The sequence below is a fragment of the Paenibacillus ihuae genome (assembly GCF_001368795.1).
Classification (GTDB): Bacteria; Bacillota; Bacilli; order Paenibacillales; family Paenibacillaceae; genus Paenibacillus_AQ; species Paenibacillus_AQ ihuae.
On the sequence record NZ_LN831198.1, the window covers coordinates 426,642 to 452,137 of the forward strand.

Here is a 25,496-nt window from a genome sequence, read left to right on the forward strand (position 1 = left end):
CTGGGATACCGCCAGCGCAGAGGGGTTGGGTTTAAATGAAGGTCCGGCAATTACGAAAACCGCCAGCAGTGAAAGGGGAAGCAGTACGAAGAGCACCAGATGTTTGACCTTTATTCTAATGTTCATGCTGCTTCACCGCCTGCTCATAGATGTCCTTCCAATACGTGTTGCCTCCGCTTTCAATTAATTCCCGCTGCCTTGGCATTTGCACGGTTTGCTGCTCCTTTGTTCCGATGTGCGGGGCATAGAACAACAGCGCACCTGTAACAAGTATTGCTGCAGCTGCACCCAGCGACCCCAGCGGGATTTCCAGTTCTTTATTCCAGAATGCAGACAGACGTGCCCGCAGCGCCGGAGGATGAGTCTGCCGCAGTACCCGCTCATGTCCGGTGAAGGTGAGCGGACGGAGTTCTTCCTCCAGCTGCTGTCTAATTTCTTCGCGTCCTCTATCCATGGGCAATGTCCTCCTTCTCCAGAATCAGCCTCAGCAGCTGCCGTCCGCGCATTAGCCGCGATTTAACCGTATTCTCCCGTGTCCTTAGCTGCGAAGAGATCTCGCGGATACTCATTTCATGAAAATAGTACAGTGTCAGGCACTCCCGATAGATATAGTCGAGGTTTCCAATAGCATCCGTAAGTTTAACCTGCTGCCACTCCGCCATAAAAAGCTCTTCAGCTCCGGCGGAGGAACCGGCGGTATCCTCTATCCATTGCCCGCTTTCCGCAGCAGGGAAAATACTCCGCCAGCTCCAGGTACGCTGCTTCATCCGGCAGCGGTTCACAGTAATTGCAACCAGCCAGGGCCGCAACCGGCCGGGCTCCTGGAGCTGACTGATTTTGGCATAGGCTTGAATGAAGGTATCCTGAACGGCCTCTTCAGCAGACTGACGGTCCCTCAGCAGCAGGTAAGCCGTCCGGAGCAGCATATCCCCATACTCATCCATTAAGAGACGGAGAGCAGACTCATCCTTGGCTTTGATTCTCTCTATAATGTCCAGACGAAGCTCCCCTCCCTTTACTATTAAGATGCGGGCTGCGGACGTAAGGTTGCGTGAATTGGTAAAATTTATTCCATAACATTAGTTCATGTGGAGCGGGTGTTTTTCATAATTTGATATATTCATAATTTAATAAAATAAATTAAAGGTAAATAATGCCCCCGTGTCGAATTATGGAAAATGATTCTGTTCACTGAATTGTCAATTTTTACATTTTGAATTATGGAGGCAGCCAGCATGATAAGGGGTTTTAGAAATTTGCCTTTCGGGATTTTAATGCTTGGGGTTTTAGCGCTTATTTTGTTTCAGCCGTCCGTTTCGTCCGCCGCAAGCTCTTCTCCGGATGCATTTACCACAAAAAGCTATAGCACTTTGCCCTCAGACGCAATGTCAGCGATGGCTTACGGGAACAATGTGTATATCGCAGTCGGTTATTACGGGGCGATCGTTAAATCGTCAGATGCAGAAACCTGGGAGAATGTAAGGACCAAGGCAGACATCAACTACACAGGTGTGACCAATCCCAGTTCGTTTACGTTTAACGGCGCTGCTTTTGGAAACGGTCTATTCGTTGTAACGGGCAGCGAAGGAGTCATCCTGACTTCACCTGACGGGATAACCTGGACCCAGCGCACCTCGGGTGTTACTACCGGAATTTCGAGTGTGGAATTCCTTAATTTCAATGGAAGCAGCGCATTTTATGCTACAACCCAAGGCAAATTCCTAACTTCCGCGAATGGAATCAGCTGGACCGCAGTAGTTCCTACAGGAGTTGACTCCAGCACATATATAACCAGAGTTACAGCAGGCAACAATGGCTCCAGATTAGGTGTAGGTGCTTCAAACGGAAGAATCTATTCGACCATCAACGGTACTACCTGGACCTCCGCACAGCCCTCCACTGAGAGCGGCCCCTCCATCGGAACAAACATGTTAACCTGGATGAATGACCGCTATTATATTTCAGATCCATTGGCATATATCTGGACTTCAACCGATTTGTCGACATTTACGCTGCTTGGCACACCTTTTAAACAGAACTCTTCACAATATAATAATCAGATGTTTAACGGCTTCTATGACGGCAGCCGCTACTTTTTGTTCGGTTACCAATCCCCTTATTATGGTGCGGTTTATACCTCAACCAATGGTACGACTTGGACCATGCAGACTTTCAAAAGCCAATTCGTTACCCAGTTCTCCCGCTACGTGAACGGAAAGTATTTCCGGCTGGGCAATGAGGGACTCCAGGTATCCTCGGACGGCTCTGACTGGAGCTTTAAGTGGGGCGGTGCTTATTACGAAGTTATCCATGACGGATCGCAATATATTGCAGTGGGGAAAGAAGGAAATGACGGGGCAATCTGGACCTCAGCAGATTTGTCATCCTGGAGTAAAATAGCACTGCCTGCAAGATCGGGTATCTTCACAGCTGCGGCTTACGGCAATAATAAGTATGTGGCCATCGGCGAGCCTAGCCAAACGACAACCGCGCTGGCAACCTCAAATGACGGTTCCGTATGGACGCAGAGAAGCAGCATAAATGATTCCACTTCCTTGTCTGACATTGCTTTTGGCAACGGGAAATTTGTTGCGGTGGGGACAGGCAGCGGCTCGGTGCCCAAAATAAAAACCTCGGCTGATGGCGTTACATGGAGCGAGCCCGCTTCACTGCCGTCCCAGGCAATTGACGCTTTATATTCGGTAACGTATGCGAATAATCAGTTCATTGCTTTGGGCTATGGTTATGATGATGACTACAATATAGATACCGCCAGCATCTGGACATCTGCGGACGGTGAAACCTGGGTCAACCGGTCTGGTGCCTATCCTAATTCTACAGATATTTTAAACAATATGGTGTATGACGGAAGCAAATACGTTCTGACAGGATATAATTCCATAACTTATGAAGTATTCTCCCGTACAAGTGACGATTTGTCGGCATGGAATGCCCCGACAACGTTAACAGGCATCTACGGTTATTATGGAACCTCGACGCTGATGGGACAGAAGGGAAATAACATTTATATGGTCGCTTACGACAGTGACTATACTCCAAACGTTTATTATACCAATAATCAGGGTGCGGGCTGGCAGGATGCGGCTATCGATTTCTCCGGTGTTAATCCCAATGGAATCTATTCATTGATGGAAGCAGACGGGGAGATTATTATTTCCGGTAATTCACAACTGGTGATGACTACTAAGGGGAATATGGCGCAGGTGGATGCGCCAACCGCCAGTCCGGCCGGAGGCGCGGTAGCGTCCGGCACATCGGTGACACTCAGCAGCGCGACCAGCGGAGCTGCGATTTACTACACGACGGATGGCAGCACGCCAACCAGCAGCAGTACGCTGTACACCGGAGCGATCCCGTTGACGGGAGATACGGTGATTAAAGCCATCGCCGTGCACGCGGGGATGACGGATAGCTCGGTGCTGACCGAGAGCTATACGATTATGGCGCAGGTGGATGCGCCAACCGCCAGCCCGGCCGGAGGCGCGGTAGCGTCCGGCACAGTCGGTGACACTCAGCAGCGCGACCAGCGGAGCTGCGATTCACTACACGACGGATGGCAGCACGCCAACCAGCAGCAGTACGCTGTACACCGGAGCGATCCCGCTGACGGGAGATACGGTGATTAAGGCCATCGCCGTGCACGCGGGGATGACAGATAGCCCGGTGCTGACCGCGAGCTATACGATTTTAACAGCTCAGGATAGTGTAATTAGTCCGGTAAGTGCCAGCTTCGATAAGAATGTGGCGAACCGGGCGGATGTTGTAGTAACGTTCACGCCGAACGGAAATACGCTTACCACCATCTCTAACGGCGTGGCCTATCTGACTTTGGGAGAGGACTACACGCTTACCGGCAGCACAGTAACGATTAAGCAGGATTATTTGGCTTCATTGCCGCAAGGCCAAGCCAACCTGACCTTCAACTTCAGTGCCGGGACGTCGCAGACGCTGGAGATTGAAGTAACCGATACAACAGTACACATCCCGGGTGTACCTACTCTGGCATCTGCACTCGCTGGTAATTCGGAGGTGACCCTTCTCTGGAGTGCGGTAGAAGGCTCAACAGGTTATAAAATCTATCAGCGCCTGTCCTCCTCCGGATACGGCAGCGAAGTGGCTACTGTCAGCGGTTCAGTTTACAGCTATACAGTGACAGGTCTGGACAATGGAACGACTTATTATTTTGTGGTTAAAGCAGCCAATGCTCAAGGTGACAGTACGGCTTCCAATGAAATGAGTACTACTCCAAGAACGGTTGCCGAAGCTCCGAAGGATGTAACGGCCGTCGCTGGTAACGGACAAGCGCTTGTTTCCTTTACAATCCCTGCAGTAGACGGAGGCAGCGCCATTACAGGTTATGAAGTTACAGTTTCACCGGGCAACGTGGTGGTTTACGGGACAACAAGCCCAATTACAGTTACCGGACTGGTGAACGGGACGTCCTATACGTTTACGGTAAAAGCGGTTAACGGCGCGGGCAGCAGCAATGCTTCCGTCCAGTCGAACGCCGTGATACCAACGGTACCGCCAGGCGGCGAAGTCACCGAACCCTCACCGAGTCCTACGGCACCCGTGGTTGATAACCGTTTTGATATTTATGTAAACGGCAAAGTGGAAAATGCGGGAACGGCAACAACCTCCACTGTTAACGGGCAGAGTGTCACGACGGTTCTGGTCGATCAGAAGAAGCTGGACGAAAGGCTGGCAGCGGAGGGACAAGGCGCTGTGATTACTATACCGGTAATTACAAGCTCTGATGTGGTTGTAGGTGAGCTTACCGGACAAATGATCAAGAACCTGGAGCAAAAGCAGGCCGTACTGGAGTTTAAAAGTGCGAACGCAACCTATACGCTGCCTGCCGGACAGATTGACATTAATGCCATATCGGCTCAGTTCGGAACAACAGTGGCCCTTGATAACATCAAAGTCCAAATTGAAATTGCATCACCTTCCCCGGCTATGGTGAATACAGTAGGGAGTTCGGCAGTTGCAGAAGGGTTTACACTTGTGGCCCCTCCGCTAAACTTTGTGGTACGGGCACAGTATGGTGATACCACCATAGAAGTAACCAGATTCAATGCTTATGTTGAACGGCTGATTGCCCTTCCGGACGGCATAGATCCGAACAGAATTACTACAGGTGTTGTAGTTGAGCCGGATGGATCAGTGAGACATGTGCCGACAAAGGTTGTTACCATCGACCAGAGGTATTATGCCCGTGTGAACAGCTTGACCAACAGCACCTATTCAATAGTCTGGCATCCGCTGGAGTTTAAGGACATGGACGGGCATTGGGCAAAAGATATCGTCAATAATATGGGCTCGCGCATGGTTATTGACGGTACGGGGAATGGCCTGTTTACTCCGGATGCAGACATTACACGTGCGGAGTTTGCCGCAATCCTTGTGCGCGGTTTAGGCCTCAAGCTGGAGAGCGGCAGTGCTCCATTCACGGATGTGAAAGCCTCAGATTGGTACAGCAGTGCCGTTGAGACAGCTTATTCGTATAACCTGATCAACGGGTTTGAAGATGGCAGCTTCCGTCCGCTGGACAGAATCACCCGGGAACAGGCGATGATGATGATTGCCAAGGCGATGAAGATCACTGCCCTGAAAGACCAGCTCCCGGCAAAAGCTGCAGCAGAGCTGCTGAGTCCGTTTACGGATGCAGGAAGTGTTTCAGCCTGGGCGGCAAACAGCGCTGCAGACAGTATTAATGCAGGTGTTGTATCCGGCAGAAATGCTGCAACCCTGGCTCCTCAAGCTTATATTACAAGAGCCGAAGTAGCTGCAATGGTACAGCGGCTGCTCCAGCTGTCTAAATTAATTTAAAGTTATAATTTGCGCCCCTTGCTGCTTCTGCAGTCAAGGGGCGTTTTTTGCTGTGATGAACCCGTCGCCTGTTTCTGCAACCTTGAATGTCTCCCGCACGTTAGATCCAGTAGCTGTTACTTAAGGAAGGTTCTAATAATCGGGGAGATGACAACATGACAACATCATTTAAAACTATAGCCGGAATCGTTATATTGGCGGGCGTAATCGGACTTACGGCCTGTGATTCCTCCGGCAAGGCGGACACTGCAGCAACTGCGCCTGCGGGCGGGACGGCTTCAGCCCAACCGGCACCGGCAACCGTACAGCCGGAAGCAAGTGCTTCGCCTGCTGCCGCAGCTTCACCAAGCACAGCTGGCGGCAGCACGGCTGACGCAGTGAAAGACAGCGCCAAGCAGCTGAAAGAGCTGCTGCAGCTGGCCAAGCAGGGCAAGGTTCCGGGCGTAGAATATGCCGCGCACAGCGGAATGATCGACGAGGTGGAGGCGGCATGGGGTGAGCCGGGCACGAAGGAATCGGCAGGCAAAGGGATCTACTCCACGTATAATGACAAGCATGTCGTATTTGGCTCAAATAAAGGCAGCCAGATTTTTGATGTCCGTTCAAGTGCCGCAGATTTGCAGCAGCTGACACTGAAGGAGATCGAGCAGACGCTCGGGAAGCCCGATAACACCACCGTAAACGGCAGTGATAAGATCTACATTTACCAGGCGGGCGAGCAGTATCAGCTCAAATTCATCATCCCGGATTCATCGGGCACCGTGGATCATATTTCCGTATTCTGCGAGCAGGATTCCATTAACAATATGGCAGGCTAAAGCCATCAGTCATCAGCCGAAAAAAGAGTAGATCTGCAGCTTAAATGCGGGTACTCTTTTTTTATTTGCGCTGGAGCAGGCGGAAGTCAGACTGATATAATATATTCATGGATTCATTCGTGGAAAAGAGGATCAGTGATGCATCTGGAGTTTGATGAAAGCAAATTTATAGTGTCAGCCGGTGAAATGACTATCCAGCTCCTGCCCAAAGAATTTGCTCTCCTGGAGTTTATGTACCGGAATAAGGGACTTACCTTCAGTCGTGAGCAGCTGCTGGATAAGGTGTGGCCGCTGGAGTATCCGGTGGAACGGACAGTCGATGATCATATTTACCGGCTGCGCAAAAAGCTCCACAAGCTCAGCGGTGTGGAACTCAAAACCGTCCGCGGCTTCGGCTACAGTCTGACCTTGCCGTTCGCTGCGGCTGCATATCCTACCTTGTATGATCCGGAACTGCGCGATACGATGCGGGATGTCTTCAACAAGTTTCATGTCTACGGTCAAGGGAAGTCGATTCTGACCCTTGCAGCCCAGAGGGATACGCTCGGTTTCGAGCTGGATCCGCACTACAGGATGGTTATTCACTTTATGCAGGGAGATTTGGAATGGCTGCTGGATACGGAAGAAGTACCGCTTCAAGACCGCCTGTTTTCTTTGGTCCTATTCTACTTGTTCTCCGGTGATCCCAAGGCAAAGCTGGTTACTTGCGAAAGGATGATCGAAAAGAAACTGCTGCATCCCGCGGATCAGCTCGAACTGGAGATTCTTACGATTCTCGATTTGTTCATCCTGGCTGGTGAACCGGAGCGGGCGCTGAGTCAACTGACAAAATCTTATGAGGTCATCGCAGAACTCGGGTATGAAAATTTCGTTCCGGTGACGATGATTACCGAGCTGTTTGCGCATCTGGCTGCGGGAGCAGGAGATGAGGAACTGAACCGGCTGGATGAAGCAATCGGGCAGGTCTTGCTGGATAAGCCTTTTTTACGGGAAACCGGCAGCTATAAAGTAGTAAAAGGACTCTGGCTGATGCGGAGCAAACAGTGGCGTGAAGCGGAACAGCTGATGGATGAAGGGCTGCAGGTGCTGGAAATGTCCGGATTTGTTCCTTTGCGTCTAGGTAGCTTTTACCGGATATATCACTTCTGCCGCCTGTATCTTCCCTATAACGTTTTGCAACGTAAATATGAGAGCAGGTTTACAGCGGCGCTTGAGGATTGTGGGCTTAAGCGGTTAGAGCGGCCGCTAGAAGAAATGCTGCAGCAAGTGCTGAATCCCCTCTGATATTGCTCTGACAATTCTCCGCTACATTAAGGTTACGAAATGATTGGATTCGTAGAGTCTATATGTAGCCTGGAGGAATGTCAGATGGAAGCTTCAACAAAGCAGGGTACGAGCCTGCTGCATAACAAAGTATACGTACGCGTATACAGCGCCTTTGCCACGGCAAGTTTTGGCGATTGGTTCGATACACTGGCGGTTCAGGTGCTTGTCGGCTACCGCTGGCAGGTGAGTCCGCTCATGCTGGCTTTGATTCCGGTAGCGATCGCCCTCCCGAATATTCTGCTTGGTTCTCTTGCCGGAGTAGCCGCCGACCGCTTGAACAAGCTGAAGCTGATGCGTGTATGTGATCTGCTTACCGCATTCTTGACGGTGCTACTGTTATTTGCTCCGAATATGGCCTGGCTGCTGCCGCTTCTGGCGCTTCGTTCAGCGATTTCAACGGTGAATATGCCTGCCCAGCAGTCTTTAACCCGGAGTATTGTCCGGGAGGATCAATTGCTTCAGGCCTCTTCACTCAACGGCCTTGTAAACCAGAGTTCTAAAATTGCCGGTCCGCTGCTGGGCGGATTGGCGCTCACGCTGCTTACTCCGCAATGGTGTATTTTGCTGAATGCGCTGCTGCGCGGATGCTCTTATCTGCTGCTGCTGTCTGTGCGGAATATCCGTACAGAAGAAAAGCTTATGCCGGAGGTACCGGAAGAGCATATCCCGCTTCGCACAATGTGGAAGGAAGGCTGGAGCTTTTTGCTGGGCAGCCGCCTCCTGCTGAACCTGATGCTGTTTGGACTCACAGGTTCACTCGCTATTCAGGTCATTGATTTTCAGTTCACCAGCCTGTTCCGGGTGTTCTCTCCTACGGGGGAATCCGTACTGGGCTGGATGGTTGCTGCATCTGGCGTAGGTGCCGTGATGATCATCCTTATTCTAGGCAAGCTGGGTGAAGTCGTAAGCTCTACCTTGAGAATCAGTATGGGATATGTTCTGATCGGAGGGTCCGTCGCGGGACTTGGGCTGCTTCAGCCGGGCTCCTCTGTGGTCTGGGTGCTGCTGCTCGGCTTCGTACTTGGGATAGGGAATGGGACTGCCGCGGTTGCCTTCAACTATATGCTGCAAAAAGAAACCCCGCCGCACATGACAGGACGTGTCTTCGGCATCCAGACCACCGTGCTTAGCGCCGTGATGATCATCGCGCCGCTGATGGGCGGACTGCTGGTGGAGTTCTCCGGGCCTGGGCGTATTTTCCTGATTTTTGGCCTCCTCCAGGTTATTCTGGGTCTGACCGGCATCCTGTTCGGCCGCGTGCTCTGGCGGGAAAATAAACAGGTTCAAGCAAGTAAGGTGGAGCAGGCCAGCTAAACTGTCTGATCCGGGAAGTCGATGCAGCAAGCATTGATATGGCGAGCAATGAAGGATAATAGCGGTCTGCAGTGCTCTTGTACCAATTGCTCCTGCTCACACAGTACCGAACGGTACTTTAATTGCACTCTGTACATCTAAAATAATCCTCTTGGGCCTTTTTTGGATTTTAACTGCACTTCGTACAACTAAAACCTCCATCTCCGTCGTTTCAACGGAGAAGGAGGTTTTTTTAATTGTATAGAATACACTTAAACACCTAATACCCGCAATAACAGCAGTTTTAATTGCACGAAGTACACTTGCAGTAAACCCACAAAGTATTAGTTTGCCTTTTATAGAGGAGAATCACCCGGATTCACGAATGTTGTAGAAGCGAGATGTGTTTTGCAGAATGCTAGGCGGACGAAATCTGATTGGTGGTAACAACCTGTAGTCCGGGTGAGACTGATTGCACATTATTTAGGAGGGCTATAACAAATGAGTGAATTTACTTCGGGTCATATTTTGCGGGCGGAGGACAGGGACATCGTCAGAAAATATGCGGTGGAAGGCTCTGTGATTATGCAGCTTAATGAGCAATTCATAGCGTACCTTACCAGCGATGTTTATAACCAGCTGCCGGTGCCAGAGCATATTCAACAGCTGTCGCAGGAAGCACCCGTACTGTATTTCTATAATTTTGAGGATCACGAGTGGGGCTATCGACTGATTTACAGAGAAACAGAGACAGCCAAGCTGCATATTGCCTATGAATATGAAGAGGAGATCATCAGCAAGACCGCAATGGGGAGATATCCGGAAAAAAGCTTTAGAGAGCTCCTATTCGGCGGTACTCTGCAAAAAATCCGGGAGGAGCTTGAAGCAGGCTCTCTTTTTGAAGAGAAGCTTGAGGAGCTCTTTGACGACAGCCGGCCGGAGGAGTTCCAGCTGCTGGGTGCATCCGGTACGCAAATAGAGAAACTCCGTGAGATCCTAAACATCAATTTCATTAATCATGACATAAATGAAGGCATGGAGCTGTCCGATGAATTCAAGCAGGCTCTTGGGATAGAGGAAATGTCATTCATCAGACATGAACACATCGTAGAGTCCAAACGATATGATGAGATATTTTGAGTTATTTAGGTAGGGAGCACTCCCCTATGGGGAGTAGGCCACTGCCTAAAACAGCTGTCGGCCGACCCGCTAAAACCGGTAAAACCGCGCCGTATTCGCGGTCAGCATCGCTTCCGCCTGGGCGGCGGAGTAACCGTGCAGCGCTCCCCAGGCTGCAGCAACCTCACGGATCATGGCCGGATGCGTAGCCTGTCCGGCAAACGGCCCCTCGAACGGCCAGGGGCCGTCGGTTTCCGCCATAACCAGCTTCGGGGGATAACGCCGGGCCAAGGCCTGGATTTCCGGCTCATAGAGAATATCCGGGGTGAAGGAGATATGATAACCCCGCTCGATCATTCGGGTGACGGCTGCTTCCGGCCCCTTGAACCAATGGAAATGGGCATCCTTAATGCCATGCTTGTCCAGCAGATCGCAGGCGGTCAGCGCATCTTCATAGACAGCATGCAGTACAACCGGCTTGCTGAGACGGGCCGCTAGGCCAAGGAGGGTATCTAGCAGCCGGACATACGGCTCCAGCTCAAAAACTTCGCCGCGCTCCAGCGCTTCCGCCCGCGAGTAGTACGGCAGGCCGATTTCGCCTATAGCAGTCATATCTCCGGCATGACGTTCGATGAAGTCCAGCAGCGCCGCCAGCCCGGACGCTGTGGGCAGCGGCTGCTCGGGATGAAAGCCGAAGGCCGGCTTCACAAGCTTGGGATACTGCCGGGCAAGCTTCTGTGTGCGGATGCAGGAATCCAGGTTCATCGAGACGGCGATCACTGACTCCACGCCCTGCACCGGAAGCTCCGGCAACATCTTCTCCAGCAGTAACGGATCATATTGTTCCAGATGAATATGGGCATCAATCATTGGCGCCAGACTCCTTAATGGTTGCAGGATATTCTCTAACGGGCAGGAAGGTTACCGATTCGGGCTCCATAGCCATTCCCGAGTCAGAGGGTTTGTAGACCAGCTTCAGTCCCCCGACACTTTCCAGAAATCCGGTAGTCACGTTTAACTCCGCTACCAGCCTGCCTGACTCTACGCTATAGTAAGTTACCGTACCAATGCCTGCCTTCCCCCCGATATTCCAGTCTTCGGCACGGTCCGGAAGCCGCAGAGTAACCTCTGCTGGGGAAGTACCTTTTAGTTTCAGCGAGATCACCATATCGTTATGATCTGCAGTCATACTGGAGGACACAAGCTGGCTTGCTGCTTTCCACGCCTCGGGAACGGTAAGCTCCTTCCATGTTTCCGGTTTGACGATGTGAATCTCCTGCTCGACAATTCCTGTACCGGTGCCAAGCGTCAGGATCACCACAGTCTCAGGCTGTCCATCCTTGTTGACATCCGCATAATAGAGCTCCGGTGGGTGGTTTGGATCTCTTGGCGTTTCCCAGTCAAACTGGTGTTTCTTGCCGTTCACTTCCAGAATATAGCCTTTATAAGTGGTCTGGTCTTTGAGTGCAGCGTAGATTTTGACCTTTGGATGATCTTCCGCCGCAGCAAGTGCTTCTGCAGGTTTGCGCACAGTTGTGCTCACACTGCCCGAAATGATTGACACTGTATTTTTTCCCTGATCAAGCCGGAAGTCTGCACCGGACAGCAGATTCAGCGAAGAGGCAGGAATATAGTTATGCCCTTTCAGCAGAATAGCCTTGCCTTCCAGTGCAGATGTGTTTCCATAATAAAGGATAAGCTCGCTGCCGGGTTTGATTATTGTACTGCTGCTGTCATCAGGTATAGTTAACAGCTTCAGCTTATTGTCCCACTGTAGTCTGGCAGGATAGAATTCAGTTAGCACTCTGACAGGCACATACACAAGTCCGTCCTTCTGGAACGGATGAAGAGGGGAAAGGGCGGCTTCGCCGTCGACAGTTAATGTAAGCTGTGCAGCAGCAAAAGTCTTATCTATAGTAGTTACTGCAGTGCAAGCGGCAAGAATGATTGCAGCAGCAGAGGCAGCGATCCAGCGTTTCATAATAATCCCTCCAATACATAAGCAATCCAGTTTCTTTTATTATAGAGTAAATCGTCTACCCTCAGGTCACTTTCCGTTAACAAAGAAGAGACAAGCTTGTTACGCTTCAGGGTTGGCGCGCTGCGGAAGGTTAGGGGAACATATACAAGAAGCTAAAGGAGATTGTATGCCTGGTCTATTTAATTGGAAATTACCGGAAAGGATTATGATAATTGTATTAGAGGAGTCTAACATTGTTCCGTATAATTAGTTCTTACATATATAGGGACAATGGAGGAGAATGAATGAATATGCAGCGATCCAAAGGAATTATAATGGCCTCCGGGGGAGCGCTGCTATGGGGAGTCTCCGGGACTGTAGCACAGCAGCTGTTCCAGCAGGCGATGCTTCCGGCCGCTTGGCTTGTGACGATAAGACTGTTAATTTCAGGCGGGCTGTTCCTGCTGCTCTGCCTGCGCCAGGAAGGTTCATTCGTCTGGCTGGTGTGGCTGGAGCCAAGATTCACCTTACAAATGCTGCTGTTTGGATTGTTCGGTATGCTGGGCGTCCAGTTCACTTACTTTGCTTCTATTGAAAATGGCAATGCCGCAATCGCAACGCTGCTCCAGTACCTGGCCCCGATGTTTATTCTCCTTTACACGATTATCTGGAAAAGAACACGGCTCACGCCGCTGGATTTCATTGGTGCAATCCTCGCGCTTGCGGGCACCTATCTGCTGCTTACCGGCGGAAATACCGCGCAGCTGACCGTGCCGCTGGAAGGCTTCTTCTGGGGGATTTTATCCGGTGTAACCCTGGCGTTCTACACCCTATATTCTGCTCCACTGCTTAAGCAGTACAGTACTCCGCTACTTATGGGCTGGGGAATGCTTGTCGGCGGTGCCGGGATGAATCTGATTCATCCGTTCTGGTCTGTGCCTCCTGTAGATTGGTCACCTTCCATTATTTGCTCTATCCTGTTTGTAATTGTGCTCGGGACGCTTGTTCCGTTCTATCTGTACATAGCCAGCCTCCGCCATATCGCTCCCCACGAAGCCAGTCTGCTCTCCTGCACCGAGCCGATTTCGGCCATTTTGTTCTCCGTCATCTGGCTATCCGTACCATTCAATGCTGTCCAAGCCATAGGGGCTGGAATGATTGTTCTGATGACCATACTGATCTCCCGCAAAGCGGCTGGAAAATAAACCGAACGAAATTTGCGCAGCCCGCCAATGTATAGTGTAAGCCTGAAGGGGGAATGGCGGATGAAGCATAGAGATGATTATTCGCAGCTCATTGAGCTCTCGCTAGCCGGCAGCGGTGAAGCTTATGGTGAGTTATACGAGGCGACCATTCGCGATGTCTACAGGACCGTGCGTTTCCTTGTTTCTGAGCCGCTGAATGCAGAGGATGTGGTGCAGGATATCTATATCGAGCTGCACCGCTCACTAGGGCAGTATGATCAGTCCCGTGATTTCAGACCCTGGCTGATGGGGCTTGTCATGCGGCAGATCCGTGCTTACCGCCGCAAGGGCTGGAAGCATCTCCAGGTGATCAAGAAAGCGGAGCATACCCGGGAGAGTGTGGAGTATGATTTTGCGGGTGAAGTAGCAGACCGGTTATATAGCCGTGAACTTCTGGAGACCGTAAACCGGCTGCCTTTCAAGCTGAAGCAGGTCATTATTCTGCATTATCTGCAGGAGTATTCCCAGGAGGAGGTAGCTGCCATCTTGGAGATTCCGCTGGGAACCGTCAAATCCCGGATCCATGCTGCACTGCAGAAGCTGCGCCAGAAACGCCAGGCTGACATCATCCGAATCAGAAAGGTGGAGGATATCCATGAGTCTTGAGCATAATCTGCGGCAGGCGCTTCGGGAGGAAGCCAAAGGCTGGAGCGCTCCACCTGAACTGAAGGGCAGAATCCTTAGCGGGATTACTCCAAGTCAAGGGGGAAGACGCATGAAGAAATGGCTTGTTGCCACCATTGTAGCTGCTGCATTATTAATTCCGACCGGAGCTTATGCCGGATATACTTATTTGGCGGATTCCGTCTACGGCTCACAAGAGCATTTGGTGCAAATGGGCGGAACGCAGGAGGGGTATGATCATCTTGAGGCCAAGCTGCAGCAGGCAAAAAACAGTTTGAGCGAAGAAGATTATGCCGCATTAACTGCATTACTGCATCAACTTGGCGCCTATAACCTGAAGATTGCCGATGCGGAAGGGGTACTTCATCCGGAGAAGCTGAGCAGTACAGATCAGGAGAGCTATAAGGAGCTGACCCTAAAACTGGAGCCTTATTTCCAGAAATTAGAACAGACAGAATCATCCGTGAAAAGGGATCCAGTGAATACGGTGGACAGCAGCACATTTTGGGATCAGCAGCTGGTCAAAGGAGAACAAATCTTCAGCGGTAAAGAGCTGGCCAGCTTCAAGCAGCTGATAAGCGAACTTAAAGCCTTTAATAATCAAATAACCGGTCAGGACGGCAGCACACATCCGGAGCGGTTAACGGAAAAAGAGTCAGCGCGGCTTAAGCAGCTGTATGAAGAACTCACTCCTTATTTGAAGCAGCTTGGTATAAAGATCAAACCAGTCTCATAACTCGCAGAAAAGGGCAGCTGGCATTGTAGCCGGCGGCCCTTTTCATTTACATTCAGTATTGTAAATGTTCCTAATTCTCAGTAAAGTATGCATACAAGCGGATTTTTATTCATTGATGCATTGAGTCTAATATCCTATTTTTTGACATATACCTCTAAAATATGTACGGGAGGTAGTGGAGATGGATAATTTTGAGTTCCTCCGCAAGCAGATAGAGGCGGAACGGGCCAGATTAAATCAAATGGAACAAACATATGGCTTGCTTCACCCGAGTGTGATCAGCCAATCCATGAAATTGGATGAATTAATAAATACATATACAAGACTGGAATGCGGTGAAAAGTAGAATCTGCCACATCCGGCACTGCCGGTGCTTCAACTATCGTTTTATGCCCTCGAAAGCGGCGGTCGTCAAATATTTGACAAAAGCCTCATCAAGGGTATCCCCCGTAATTAATAGCCTGTAGAAAATAGGGCCGTAGAGCAGATCAATGCAGCTTCCAATATCCAGGTCCGCTTGTAATTCGCCCCGCGTAACGCCCCGCTCCAATAACTGGCGCGCCTCTTGACGGCGGGGGGCAAAGAATCTTGCCCGGTAGGCCTCAGCCAGACCGGCATCGAATTGTCCCTCACCGATCAGCTCCGTAATCACCTTGCCCTCGCGGCTGCGGAGAAACACCGCCAGATTCGTCGCATGAATCACAATATCCTGCTGAACCGAACCCGTATCGGGTACTGGCAGCCTTGCTGAAGCCGCGGAGAGATAGCCGTCCATAACTACGGCTGCCTTATTAGGCCACCATTTATAGATGGTGGCTTTGCTCACTTTAGCCCGCTCAGCGATTTTGTCTACGGTTACCGCACCAAAACCGGTCTCCAGCAGCAGCCCGTACGATGCCGCCAGAATGGCAGCCTCCGCTTCGTTATTACGCGGGCGTCCTCTTTTTTTATCCATCCCAATCCCTCCTGGTGAAAGGTTCACTCCAAATCCGTTACTAAACAAAACTATACGTACATTATACAAAATTAATCATGAGAATAGCCAGTCTACGGGGGGAAGCGCCTAAATAGGAATTCTCAAATATTTAACTAAGTGTCCCTATTTACAAAACTGAACGTTCAGTATATTATAAAACCATAATTAATAAACTGTACGTATAGTATTTAAAAATGAAAGGTGGAATTCAAATGAATCAGGCAAGTCAAATGAAACGGATACATCAGGAAAAGGACAGTTCAGAGAGCAAAACAATCCCTGCCTGGATTATATTTCTGCTGGCAGCCTCGTGCGGACTTATCGTTGCCAATCTCTATTATGCCCAAACGCTGATCGGACCGATTGCGGCGGCTACGCATCTATCTTCCGGCGCAGCAGGTCTGATCGTGACTCTGACTCAAATCGGTTATGTGCTCGGCCTCTTATTCGTTGTTCCGCTCAGTGACATCATTGAGAACCGCCGTCTTACGGTGATCTCGCTATCTGTCGTAGTGGTTGCGCTGGTCGCAGCCACACTGGCCTCGAATGCAGTCCTGTTTCTGGGAGCATCGCTTTTTATTGGGATCGGTTCGGTAGCCGCCCAGGTTCTGGTGCCGTACGCCTCCTTCTTAGCTGCGGAAGAGCATCGCGGCCGGGTAGTAGGGAATGTGATGAGCGGACTGCTGCTTGGTATCATGTTCGCCCGGCCCTTGGCCAGCTTTGTCTCGGGACTCTGGGGCTGGCATGCGATCTATGCTATTTCGGCGGTAGTAATCGCCTTGCTGACTATTCTCTTATCCCGTGTTCTGCCGCAGCGCCAGCCCGTTCCTGCAATGAACTACGGCGGACTGATCCGCTCCCTCGGAACCCTGCTGAAGAATACACCGGTTCTGCGCCGCCGGGCGATTTATCAAGCCAGTCTCTTTGGAACCTTCAGCCTGTTCTGGACGACCGTTTCACTGCGGCTGGCGGATACGTATCATTTGAGCCAGCAGGGGATTGCATTATTCGCACTGGCGGGTGTCGCTGGTGCCGTCGCTTCTCCGATTGCCGGGAGATGGGCTGACCGGGGCTGGACCCGTCCGCTTACCGGTCTTGCCTTTGTGCTGGCAGCCACCGCCTTTTTAATCGCTTATTTATTTCAAAATGATTCCAGGGTGACCCTGGGGCTTCTCACTGTGGCGGCAATTTTGCTGGACATGGGCGTTTCAGGAAATCTGGTGCTGGGCCAGCGGGCAATTTATTCCCTGGGCAATGAAGCAAGAGGACGCTTAAACGGATTGTTCATGGCGATTTTCTTCGTGGGAGGAGCCATTGGCTCCTCACTGGGGGGCTGGTCGTATGCCTACGGCGGCTGGGGAATGACGACATTGATCGGGCTCGCGGTGCCGGTTCTGGCCTTCCTGTACTACCTGACTGAGAAAAAACAAGAACAAGCATAAGATGCATTTTGAAGCACCGATTCCATAAGGAACTGCTCTTTACGCTGAAAGTCAGCTTAGAGGGCAGTTTTTTATTCATATGCCCGCAAGTAAGATAGCTAAGCCCTTCCGTCAGGTGCAACATAATCCGCTTACAGCAGTGAAATAATCCACGATACTAGAGGAGACGTCTTTTGGCAAAATTTCTCCCGGCTTGTAATGAAACCTCAGTGTCAGCGTATTAGCTGGGGTAAATCACTTGGCCAGGTGAAAGCTGCAGGAAAGGAGAGCTTGAAAGATGCAAGAGCGCGCATTGTTACAGTCTTTTTGGCAAAAGAGTATCAAGGAAGAGAGGCCTGCAGAAGCAAATGCAAACAGGCTGTTCACCACGATTTTTGAAAACTACTATTCCAGAATATTTAATTATACCGCTTACCGCGTCAACTGCCGCTATACGGCGGAGGATCTGACCAGTCAGGTTTTTGAGAAGATGTTATCCAAGCTGCACAGCTACTCTCCAGAAAAGGCACCGTTTGAGGTGTGGCTGTTCGCCATCGCGAGAAATGTCGTGAATGACTACTACAGGAGCCTGAGAAGAAACCGTTTCTTCCCGTTGGAGGCTGTCCGCGAGCTGGTGTCAGGCAGACAAGCACCGGAGGAACACTTGCTGGAAGGGGAACGCAGAGGCAGACTGAACCTCGCACTGGACATACTGACAGCTAAAGAACGGAATATCGTGGCGCTTAAGTTCGGAGCGGATCTGAAGAATAAGGAGATCGCCAGCCTCACCGGGATGTCGGAGAGCAACATCGGGGTCATTCTCTACCGCAGCATGAAAAAGCTAAAGTCTGAAATAGGGAGCGTGGACCAGCTGTGAATACCAAAGACAAGATACAGAAATTCGCAAGGGATCTCGACGAGGGTCTCCATCTCAAGCATCCATTCTGCTGGAACGAATCAGCGGAATCCCTTGAGCTGCTGGAGCTTGGCAAGGCACTGGCCGGGCAGGATTTCAGCATTTCCCATAGGTCGGCTGTGCTTAGCAAAGTACAGAGCAGCGCCAACTTTAAGCAGGAGGTATCAAATATGAAAATCAAGTCCAGTCTCAGACGTCCGGCCATGATCATGGCTTCGATTTTAATTGCCGGGGGCTTAAGCATCAGCTTTGTCAAACCGTCCTTTGCAGAGGAACTGTTTGGCAGAGTACTGCAGAAGATTAATCTCGGGAATATCATTGCCAGTGAAATGGACCCCAATGTGGCGCCGCCTTTTCCCGAAGAGTGGAAGGGTAAGCTGTTTGACAAGGATGGCAATGTGATTACTTCCTTTACAAAAAAGCTGGGCGAGGTCTATAACGCCGACGGGGAGCAGATCGTTAATTTTGACGGCGACAAGCTGATTACGAAGAGCGAGCAGGAACAGCGCGATAAGGAAACCGTGGAGCGTATGCTAACCGTGAAAAGCCAGGCCGAGCTGGATAAATATGCGCTTTTCAAAGTAAAGCTGCCGAAATACTTGCCGGAGGGGTTTGCCTTTGACCGCGGGGAGTTCTATACATCCGAAGATGGTATCGTGAACGGAAACTACCTTAATTTGTTCTTTACCAGCGAGCATGAGGATCAAGACATTACGTTGTACTACGCGTACTCAAGTAAAGAAAATGCCTACGAAATGTCGACCAGCGGTAAGATGGAGAAGGTTAAGGTAAGTGGCGTTGACGCTGTGATGATGAATGACAGAAGCCTGGATTGGGAAGCGGACGGGGTGCTGTACGACATCGCGACACACGGGCTGGAACGCTCCGAGGTGCTGAAGATTGCGGAGTCGATTCGCTGATTGTTTAAGCTGCTAATGCCGTCGGAAAAAATAAAGAAAGAAACCCAGAGTCTATTGACCTGGGTTTCTTTTGGGATAAGGAGAAATGTAATACCGCGAGAGAAGCGGTTACTTACTCGACGCGGAATTTAGCAGCTGATTCTGCCAGGTTTTTAGTAAGCTGGTCAATGGTTTCAACCATCTCGGCCAGTTGCTCAATGGTGGAGGATTGTTCCACCATGGTGGCGGTGACTTCCTCCACTGAGGCAGAAACTTCTTCACCGGTAGCGGAGAGGCTTTGAGCCGAATCGAGAACGTCGTCCTTGTCTTTTTGCATATGAGCAATTTCGTCGGCCATCGATTTAATTTGATCCGTGATGTCCGTGATTTTGTCCAGAATGGTTTGGAATGCCCCTTGGGTTTGTCCAACCAGCTCATCCTGCCGGGCGGAGATGTTATTAATCACAATTACACTATCATTATTTTCTGCGACAAAATTAAGATTTTGTTGAATGATGTCATAGATTTCATTGGATTGCTTCGAGCTCTGCTCAGCGAGCTTCCGGATCTCGGAGGCCACTACAGCAAAACCTCTCCCATGTTCCCCGGCTCTTGCGGCTTCGATCGATGCATTCAGCGCAAGCAGATTCGTTTGAGCAGCGATTTGATTGATCGCTCCTGTAATATTGCTGATGCTGTTGGAGCTTTCCTGAAGTTTCACTGTGATCGCCGAGATTTTCTGGACCTCTTGTTCATTCTTGTCACTGATTTGAATTAAACCATCAACAACCTGATTGCTTGTATGGAAGACCTCAATGATTTCTTCAGCTCTTTGTCTGACGGATTGCGCATTATCGTTGATCGCAGCAAACTTCTCACTGAATCCATAGAACTTATCGACGATATGCTCAGTATCATTGGACTGCAGTTCCATTGCCTGGGCAATACCCGTGGAGGTTACCGAAGTTTCATTAATGGAACGGGCTGTCTGTTTAGAAGTCTTCTCCAGTTCATTGGTGCTTGTGTTGAGCACGGAGATAGAATTATTCATATTGGTGATGAGCTCTTTATTTTGCCGGACCATTATATTAAAGCTGTCAGCCAAATCCTTGAACTCACTTTTATAGCGGCCATCGGCACCTATGGTCAAATCTCCGGTTGCCAGCGTTTTAAACAGCGAGGTCAGCTTTATAATTGGTTTGGTAATAGAGCGGGACAACAGCATACCGAAAGCAATGGCAACAAGCAGGGCGGCGATCGTTACAATGAAGATTTTCATCAGCATATCCTGAATAGGACGTTTAATGTCGGCGTAGGAATCGATAACGGAAATGGTAAGATCGGCCTTTGGAGTTTTGTTGATTCTCAGATATTCGTTCGCCAATTCGACGGACTGCGTAACCAGCTCATCCGTTGCCCTGATCGCCAGAAAATCATTCATCCCTGGAGTGCCAGCAAGACTTTGTCCGATCCGGGTAGGGTCGGTGGAGTTATATAGGATAATTCCGCTCCGGCTCAAAATCTCTATTTTACCTTGCTCATTAATTTTAATGTTGCCCAGTTTATCCAGGAAGAAGCTGCTGTCCACGGTCATGGCGAAGACCCCAATAACCTTGTCATCCAAATCTTTAATCGGCTGGGAGAATGCAATTAATAATTTATCGCTGCTTTTGGACTGGATGGCATCGCTGATAAAGGATTGGCCCTTGAACGCTTCTGTGAAATATTCACGGTCTGCCCGGGACTGACCTATGTTGTCTGTGTTTGTTCCTGCAAGAATAGTTCCTTTAGAATCCAAAACAAGTAAGGAGCTGATGCTGCTTCTGCCGTTCATGCTTTCCTGAAGAATCCCATTTGCTTTTTCGTAGTAGGGATTTTTTGAAGAAAAAAATTCTTGCTCGGACAGAGTTCCTTGTGCCCTAAGATTCAACAGCTGTTTGAAGGTATTGTGCACTGAAATTACATATGAGGTCTGCTCCTGAAGCTGCATTGAAGTCCACAGCCCTTCACCTATGCGGTCCCCGTTTGCGTTTATTTCATCTTTGCTCTTTCGCAGCAACAGATCCGAGGAGACAAAATATACGGTTACCGATGTCGCCAAGAGCACTACAGCAACTAGCAGGCTTAATAAAATTGGAAGCTTAACCCTCAGCGATACATTGCTTATTGTAGTAGATATTTTTTTATTTTCCCCATAGTGTTCATTCTCCTTTAGCTTTTTAAGTCCCTGCAGACAGGCACGCTACATTATCGGCTGTGAATAGATAAAATTTTAATGAGAAATCTTTCCAATGTAACCTTCCGGTTCTAAGTTAAGAGGCTGCGTGTGCTAGCAATCTAGTTATAACAAGTATTTGTGTAAGCAATATGATATAAAAATAAATAAATCTGAAGTCTTTGAGCACTATGTAATATGTAATATAGAGATAATTTTCCACGCAACGCTGCTGGAGTGTCTGGCACAGAGTGAGCGCCAGGCTGCGGCAACAGAAGAAATTACGGCCTCGATGCAGGAGCTGGCTGCCTCCGCAGCAGAGATTGAAAAGATTGCCCGGCTGATCTAAGGAAAGACGTACCTGAAACTTAAGGCCCGCGCCCATCGCGGGCTTTTTGATGCGGCCGGACGGCCGCCCGTGATTATCCTTCCAGCTTGTCATGCCCGTCTGCATAATGCAGGCAAGTCCCTCATAGACATGTACTAATCAATGCTTTTCAAAACAGGTTAAGGGGATGATGTCATGCGCCGGATAACATGGGTACTCGCGATCATTATGAGCGTGGCCCTGGTGCTCGCGGGATGCGGGAAGAAGGATGCCGCGTCTGTGGTCAAGGATTTAAACGATGTGTCTGACAAGCTGGAGAGCAAGCAGGGTGCCTATCAAGGTTCGGGCACGATGACCCTGTATACCGGTGAACAGCCGCAGGAGTATAAGGTGGAAGTGTGGTACAAGAATCCTTCGTATTACCGGATCAGCCTCTCGAATGTGCAGAAGAACGTAACACAGATTGTCCTTCGTAATGATGAAGGGGTGTTCGTGCTCACGCCAAGCCTCGGCAAAAGCTTCCGCTTCCAGAGCGACTGGCCGGACAGTCAAGGGCAAGTCTATCTCTACCAGACGCTGCTCCACGGCATTACCGCTGATAACAACCGCCAGCTGACTGAGGATGGAGACAATTATGTGTTCGAAGTAGCGGCGAATTATCAGAGCAGTGCACTGGTGCGCCAGAAGATCTGGCTGGCCAAAAAAACTTACGAGCCTAAGCAGGTGCAGGTCTCCGATTCCGAAGCCAAGGTTGTGGTGGACGTGAAGTTTGACAGCTTCAAGTTCGATCCGGAGTTCACCAAGGATTCCTTTGATATGCAAAAGAATATGGCAACCGGTACGCCTTCCGAAAGCACGGTAGCCGAGGTTGACGACAACGGCAATCCGGTAAGCGCACCGGCTGACGGGGAAGAGGCTGGCCAGGTTACCGCGGAGCTTGGCGATTTCGGAGTGATTGAGCCGGATTACATACCGGCCGGCGTTAAGTACAAGGATTATCATAAAATCGAAGGCAGCAATGATCATGCGGTGCTCATCCGTTATGACGGGGATTATCAATATACTATTATGGAAGCCCGTCCGCTGGACCGTGCCGTATCGCTGGCTCCGGGAACCCTGATCGATCTGGGATTCACCGCAGGAGTACTGACTGGTGATGAACAGCAGACGCTGACCTGGATGAACGACGGTGTGGAATTCCGGATTACAAGCGCAAATCTTCCGGTGGATGAAATGATGCAAATTGCCGCTTCTATGGAGGCACAATCGGGTAAGTAATAATCAGTAGGCGGATACTGCGTATTGTGGGAGTCTTTCCTCTACAAGCCGTATCCGCTTTTTCCATTATTTGGCGATTCCAGGCCCGCTGCGGAATCTGCAAGAAGATAATGCTGCTTACATTGACAGCCGCCTTCGATTAGCATTACCATTGGCAGTAAGACCAAGTTCATTGCGGCTATCCGCAGTGACGTTTTACTACAATGTAAGAAGGTGACCCTGAAGTGCAAGCAAGCTATCGACCTACAGTTGCCGAGATAAATCTGGATGATCTGCGTGCCAATTATGAGGCTTTCCGAGCGGCGCTGCCGGCGGAGACCAAATTCATGGGATGCGTCAAAGGAAATGCGTATGGCCATGGAGCAGTGGAAGTGACCCGGGAGCTTGAACGGCTGGGAGCGGATTATGTAAGTGTAGCTTTTTTGGATGAGGCATTGGAGCTGCGTCAGGCGGGAATACTACTTCCTATTCTGGTGCTGGGCTACACCTCTCCGGAAGGGATAGCCGTTGCCTGGAAGAACAATGTAACCGTGACACTATTCACAACGGAGGTGCTGGAGGCGGTAAGACAGCTTCCAATAGATCCGGAGCACAGGCTGAAGGTGCACATCAAGATTGACAGCGGGATGGGAAGGCTGGGTCTTTTGCCGGCTGACGCGCCCGGTTTCATTGCTGAAGTGCATTCTGTAGCGCAGGCGGAGCTGGAGGGCATGTTTACCCATTTTGCCAAGGCAGACGAAGAAGACAAAAGCTATACACTGTTGCAGTACCGGCGATTCATGAGCGTGGCGGAAACGCTTCGGGACAACGACATTCATATCCCGATCATACATACGGGCAATAGCGCTACGGCCATTGATACACCTCTCCTATCCATTAACATGGTGCGTGTAGGCATAAGCTTGTACGGATTTTATCCCTCAGCAGAGGTAAACCACGGGCTCGTTGCTTTACACCCGGTAATGACGCTGAAGACGCAGGCGGTATATATCAAAACCCTGCCGCCCGACTGGGGCATCAGCTACGGCACCCGGTACTTCACGGACAGCGAAGAGATCATTGCGACGCTTCCTGTGGGGTACGCAGACGGATATTCCCGCATGCTGACAGGCAAAGCGGAGGTGCTAATACGTGGACGTCGCGTTCCTGTCGTCGGAACAATCTGCATGGACCAGTGTATGGTAACGCTCAAATCTTTCGCTGAAGAAGCGGAACAAATCAAAGCTGGCGAAGAGGTTGTACTCATCGGCCGCCAGGGCGATTCGCTAATTACGGCGGATGAACTGGCGCTCCATTTAGGGACAATTCACTACGAGGTAATCTGTATGCTGGCCCACCGGGTGCCCCGCGTGTATGTACGCGAAGGTGCTGCTCCTAACCTGGTGAACCCCTTGCTGCAGCCTTAATTGTGTGACCAGGTGCCTTATGCAGGAAAGTAATCCAAGGATTAAACGTGTAGGCGAGTGTGACTTATGGTCTATACGAACCGCCATTTCTAGTTTATAATGGGATGCAGCATACTTGATATACTGGCGGCATATATTCCTTGTATAAAATTCCTTGTATATTGTAACACTGGAACACAAGGGCAGAAGGTTTGTGGGGGTGGAAGAGAAGTTGGCCAATTTGCAGAACACCAAAAGAATTATGATCAGTTTGCCCGATCATCTCTTGCAGGAAGTGGATGGTATCGCTCAATTGGAGAACTCTAACCGGAGTGAATTGATCAGGCAGGCTATGAAGCTGTATCTAACGGAACGGAAGAAACGCACGATCCGGGAGTCGATGCAGCGGGGTTACATGGAAATGGCTAAGATCAATTTGACGATGGCAAGCGAGGCTTTTCTCGCTGAGGAAGATGCAGACAGTACTCTTGGCCGCTTAGTAAGCGGGGTGTAGATATTGATCGTTAAACGCGGCGACGTTTTTTTTGCCGACCTTTCGCCGGTAGTAGGTTCTGAACAAGGCGGAGTAAGGCCGGTACTGGTCATACAGAACGATATTGGCAACCGATTCAGCCCTACGGTCATTGTGGCGGCGATTACCGCCCAGATCCAGAAGGCCAAACTGCCGACGCATGTGGAAATTGATGCGGCTGCTCATGGCTTTGACCGGGATTCCGTCATTTTGCTGGAGCAGGTCCGGACGATTGACAAACAACGCTTAACCGATAAGATCACCCATCTTGATGATGAAACCATGAAAAAGGTGGATGATTCGCTGCAAATCAGCCTGGGCCTGATCGATTTCTGACCGGACTAGGAATTAATAATGTGTAACGGAAGACGCACTGCTTAGGCAGTGCGTCTTTTTAGATATACAGTCCACAGCTAGGTGATAGGATCAACACTTTTTGATATACACACCCGCTTCATGCTACAATTAGACCGGATGGTCGGTTTAGAAGGGGGTTGTCAGCATAAAAGGACGTTCGGATGGAGAAGAAACGAAGAAACGGATTGTGCAGCAGGCTGCGCAGCTGTTAGTGCA

General features: G+C 50.2%; 24 protein-coding genes. 18 read left to right on the top strand and 6 right to left on the bottom strand.

Features of this window, described 5'->3' with window-relative positions; translation table 11 throughout:
• Positions 1 to 115 precede the first annotated feature (115 nt).
• On the bottom strand, positions 116 to 454 hold the full coding sequence (locus AQR02_RS01975; protein ID WP_054939163.1) for a hypothetical protein: 339 nt from the start codon (positions 452 to 454) through the stop codon (positions 116 to 118).
• The gene (locus AQR02_RS01980; protein WP_425339992.1) at positions 447 to 1,070 is read right to left on the bottom strand and encodes an RNA polymerase sigma factor; all 624 of its coding nucleotides are present in this window, start codon (positions 1,068 to 1,070) and stop codon (positions 447 to 449) included. Before AQR02_RS01980 ends, AQR02_RS01975 begins: the two co-directional genes overlap by 8 nt.
• A gap of 300 nt (positions 1,071 to 1,370) precedes the next feature.
• Here AQR02_RS01980 and AQR02_RS33385 point away from each other — a divergent pair, with 300 nt between their 5' ends.
• The 6 genes from AQR02_RS33385 (at position 1,371) to AQR02_RS02010 (ending at position 10,430) form a co-directional block, all read left to right on the top strand.
• Entirely contained in the window at positions 1,371 to 3,647 is a 2,277-nt protein-coding gene (locus tag AQR02_RS33385; protein ID WP_245237047.1) for a chitobiase/beta-hexosaminidase C-terminal domain-containing protein, read from the top strand.
• Positions 3,559 to 5,853: an S-layer homology domain-containing protein gene (locus AQR02_RS01990; protein WP_245237570.1), complete on the top strand. Its 2,295-nt coding sequence runs from the start codon at positions 3,559 to 3,561 to the stop codon at positions 5,851 to 5,853. Before AQR02_RS33385 ends, AQR02_RS01990 begins: the two co-directional genes overlap by 89 nt.
• Positions 5,854 to 6,008: 155 nt before the next feature.
• Positions 6,009 to 6,671, top strand: coding sequence for a YjgB family protein (locus AQR02_RS01995; protein ID WP_054939167.1), 663 nt, complete (start codon positions 6,009 to 6,011; stop codon positions 6,669 to 6,671).
• A 138-nt stretch (positions 6,672 to 6,809) separates the two neighbouring features.
• Positions 6,810 to 7,955 (top strand): winged helix-turn-helix domain-containing protein, encoded by a 1,146-nt coding sequence (locus tag AQR02_RS02000; protein WP_054939168.1) that lies wholly within the window; start codon positions 6,810 to 6,812, stop codon positions 7,953 to 7,955.
• A gap of 84 nt (positions 7,956 to 8,039) precedes the next feature.
• Positions 8,040 to 9,311: an MFS transporter gene (locus tag AQR02_RS02005; RefSeq protein ID WP_054939169.1), complete on the top strand. Its 1,272-nt coding sequence runs from the start codon at positions 8,040 to 8,042 to the stop codon at positions 9,309 to 9,311.
• Positions 9,312 to 9,791: 480 nt separating this feature from the next.
• Positions 9,792 to 10,430, top strand: coding sequence for a hypothetical protein (locus AQR02_RS02010; RefSeq protein WP_054939170.1), 639 nt, complete (start codon positions 9,792 to 9,794; stop codon positions 10,428 to 10,430).
• A gap of 69 nt (positions 10,431 to 10,499) precedes the next feature.
• Here the strand turns inward: AQR02_RS02010 and AQR02_RS02015 are convergent, their stop codons facing one another.
• Together AQR02_RS02015 and AQR02_RS02020 are read right to left on the bottom strand one after the other, a co-directional pair.
• Positions 10,500 to 11,279 (bottom strand): TatD family hydrolase, encoded by a 780-nt coding sequence (locus tag AQR02_RS02015; protein WP_054939171.1) that lies wholly within the window; start codon positions 11,277 to 11,279, stop codon positions 10,500 to 10,502.
• Positions 11,272 to 12,390, bottom strand: coding sequence for a stalk domain-containing protein (locus tag AQR02_RS02020; RefSeq protein WP_054939172.1), 1,119 nt, complete (start codon positions 12,388 to 12,390; stop codon positions 11,272 to 11,274). Before AQR02_RS02020 ends, AQR02_RS02015 begins: the two co-directional genes overlap by 8 nt.
• A gap of 284 nt (positions 12,391 to 12,674) precedes the next feature.
• Here AQR02_RS02020 and AQR02_RS02025 point away from each other — a divergent pair, with 284 nt between their 5' ends.
• From AQR02_RS02025 to AQR02_RS30955, 4 genes are all read left to right on the top strand, one after another.
• A complete protein-coding gene (locus AQR02_RS02025) occupies positions 12,675 to 13,574 on the top strand; it encodes an EamA family transporter (RefSeq protein WP_054939173.1) in 900 nt (299 codons plus the stop codon).
• A gap of 60 nt (positions 13,575 to 13,634) precedes the next feature.
• Complete coding sequence (locus AQR02_RS02030; protein ID WP_054939174.1) at positions 13,635 to 14,219, top strand: sigma-70 family RNA polymerase sigma factor; 585 nt, start codon at positions 13,635 to 13,637, stop codon at positions 14,217 to 14,219.
• The gene (locus tag AQR02_RS02035; protein WP_054939175.1) at positions 14,209 to 14,973 is read left to right on the top strand and encodes a DUF3600 domain-containing protein; all 765 of its coding nucleotides are present in this window, start codon (positions 14,209 to 14,211) and stop codon (positions 14,971 to 14,973) included. The genes AQR02_RS02030 and AQR02_RS02035 overlap by 11 nt, the downstream gene beginning before the upstream one ends.
• Before the next feature lie 181 nt (positions 14,974 to 15,154).
• On the top strand, positions 15,155 to 15,319 hold the full coding sequence (locus AQR02_RS30955) for an aspartyl-phosphate phosphatase Spo0E family protein (RefSeq protein ID WP_082451569.1): 165 nt from the start codon (positions 15,155 to 15,157) through the stop codon (positions 15,317 to 15,319).
• 33 nt (positions 15,320 to 15,352) lie between these two features.
• Here AQR02_RS30955 and AQR02_RS02040 read toward each other — a convergent pair whose 3' ends face one another.
• The gene (locus AQR02_RS02040) at positions 15,353 to 15,928 is read right to left on the bottom strand and encodes a TetR/AcrR family transcriptional regulator (protein WP_054939176.1); all 576 of its coding nucleotides are present in this window, start codon (positions 15,926 to 15,928) and stop codon (positions 15,353 to 15,355) included.
• 251 nt (positions 15,929 to 16,179) lie between these two features.
• Between AQR02_RS02040 and AQR02_RS02045 the strand changes: the two genes are divergently transcribed.
• From AQR02_RS02045 to AQR02_RS02055, 3 genes are all read left to right on the top strand, one after another.
• Positions 16,180 to 17,391, top strand: a complete 1,212-nt coding sequence (locus tag AQR02_RS02045; protein ID WP_245237571.1) for an MFS transporter — start codon at positions 16,180 to 16,182, stop codon at positions 17,389 to 17,391.
• 277 nt (positions 17,392 to 17,668) lie between these two features.
• Positions 17,669 to 18,247, top strand: coding sequence for a sigma-70 family RNA polymerase sigma factor (locus tag AQR02_RS02050; protein WP_082451571.1), 579 nt, complete (start codon positions 17,669 to 17,671; stop codon positions 18,245 to 18,247).
• A complete protein-coding gene (locus AQR02_RS02055) occupies positions 18,244 to 19,206 on the top strand; it encodes a DUF4367 domain-containing protein (RefSeq protein WP_054939177.1) in 963 nt (320 codons plus the stop codon). Before AQR02_RS02050 ends, AQR02_RS02055 begins: the two co-directional genes overlap by 4 nt.
• A gap of 112 nt (positions 19,207 to 19,318) precedes the next feature.
• On the opposite strand, the gene AQR02_RS02060 is transcribed toward AQR02_RS02055, so the two are convergent.
• The gene (locus tag AQR02_RS02060; protein WP_245237050.1) at positions 19,319 to 21,292 is read right to left on the bottom strand and encodes a methyl-accepting chemotaxis protein; all 1,974 of its coding nucleotides are present in this window, start codon (positions 21,290 to 21,292) and stop codon (positions 19,319 to 19,321) included.
• A gap of 247 nt (positions 21,293 to 21,539) precedes the next feature.
• Here AQR02_RS02060 and AQR02_RS02065 point away from each other — a divergent pair, with 247 nt between their 5' ends.
• The 5 genes from AQR02_RS02065 to AQR02_RS02085 all read left to right on the top strand — a co-directional run bounded on the left by AQR02_RS02065 (position 21,540) and on the right by AQR02_RS02085 (position 25,259).
• Positions 21,540 to 21,749: a hypothetical protein gene (locus tag AQR02_RS02065; RefSeq protein WP_054939179.1), complete on the top strand. Its 210-nt coding sequence runs from the start codon at positions 21,540 to 21,542 to the stop codon at positions 21,747 to 21,749.
• A 174-nt stretch (positions 21,750 to 21,923) separates the two neighbouring features.
• Positions 21,924 to 23,006: an outer membrane lipoprotein-sorting protein gene (locus AQR02_RS02070; protein WP_054939180.1), complete on the top strand. Its 1,083-nt coding sequence runs from the start codon at positions 21,924 to 21,926 to the stop codon at positions 23,004 to 23,006.
• A gap of 224 nt (positions 23,007 to 23,230) precedes the next feature.
• A complete protein-coding gene (gene alr / locus AQR02_RS02075; RefSeq protein ID WP_054939181.1) occupies positions 23,231 to 24,412 on the top strand; it encodes an alanine racemase in 1,182 nt (393 codons plus the stop codon).
• A gap of 211 nt (positions 24,413 to 24,623) precedes the next feature.
• Positions 24,624 to 24,905, top strand: a complete 282-nt coding sequence (locus tag AQR02_RS02080; protein WP_054941953.1) for a CopG family ribbon-helix-helix protein — start codon at positions 24,624 to 24,626, stop codon at positions 24,903 to 24,905.
• Between the two features lie 3 nt (positions 24,906 to 24,908).
• Positions 24,909 to 25,259 carry a type II toxin-antitoxin system PemK/MazF family toxin gene (locus AQR02_RS02085; protein WP_042124727.1) on the top strand — a complete coding sequence of 117 codons (351 nt, stop codon included), beginning with the start codon at positions 24,909 to 24,911 and terminating at the stop codon, positions 25,257 to 25,259.
• The last annotated feature ends 237 nt before the right edge of the window (positions 25,260 to 25,496 follow it).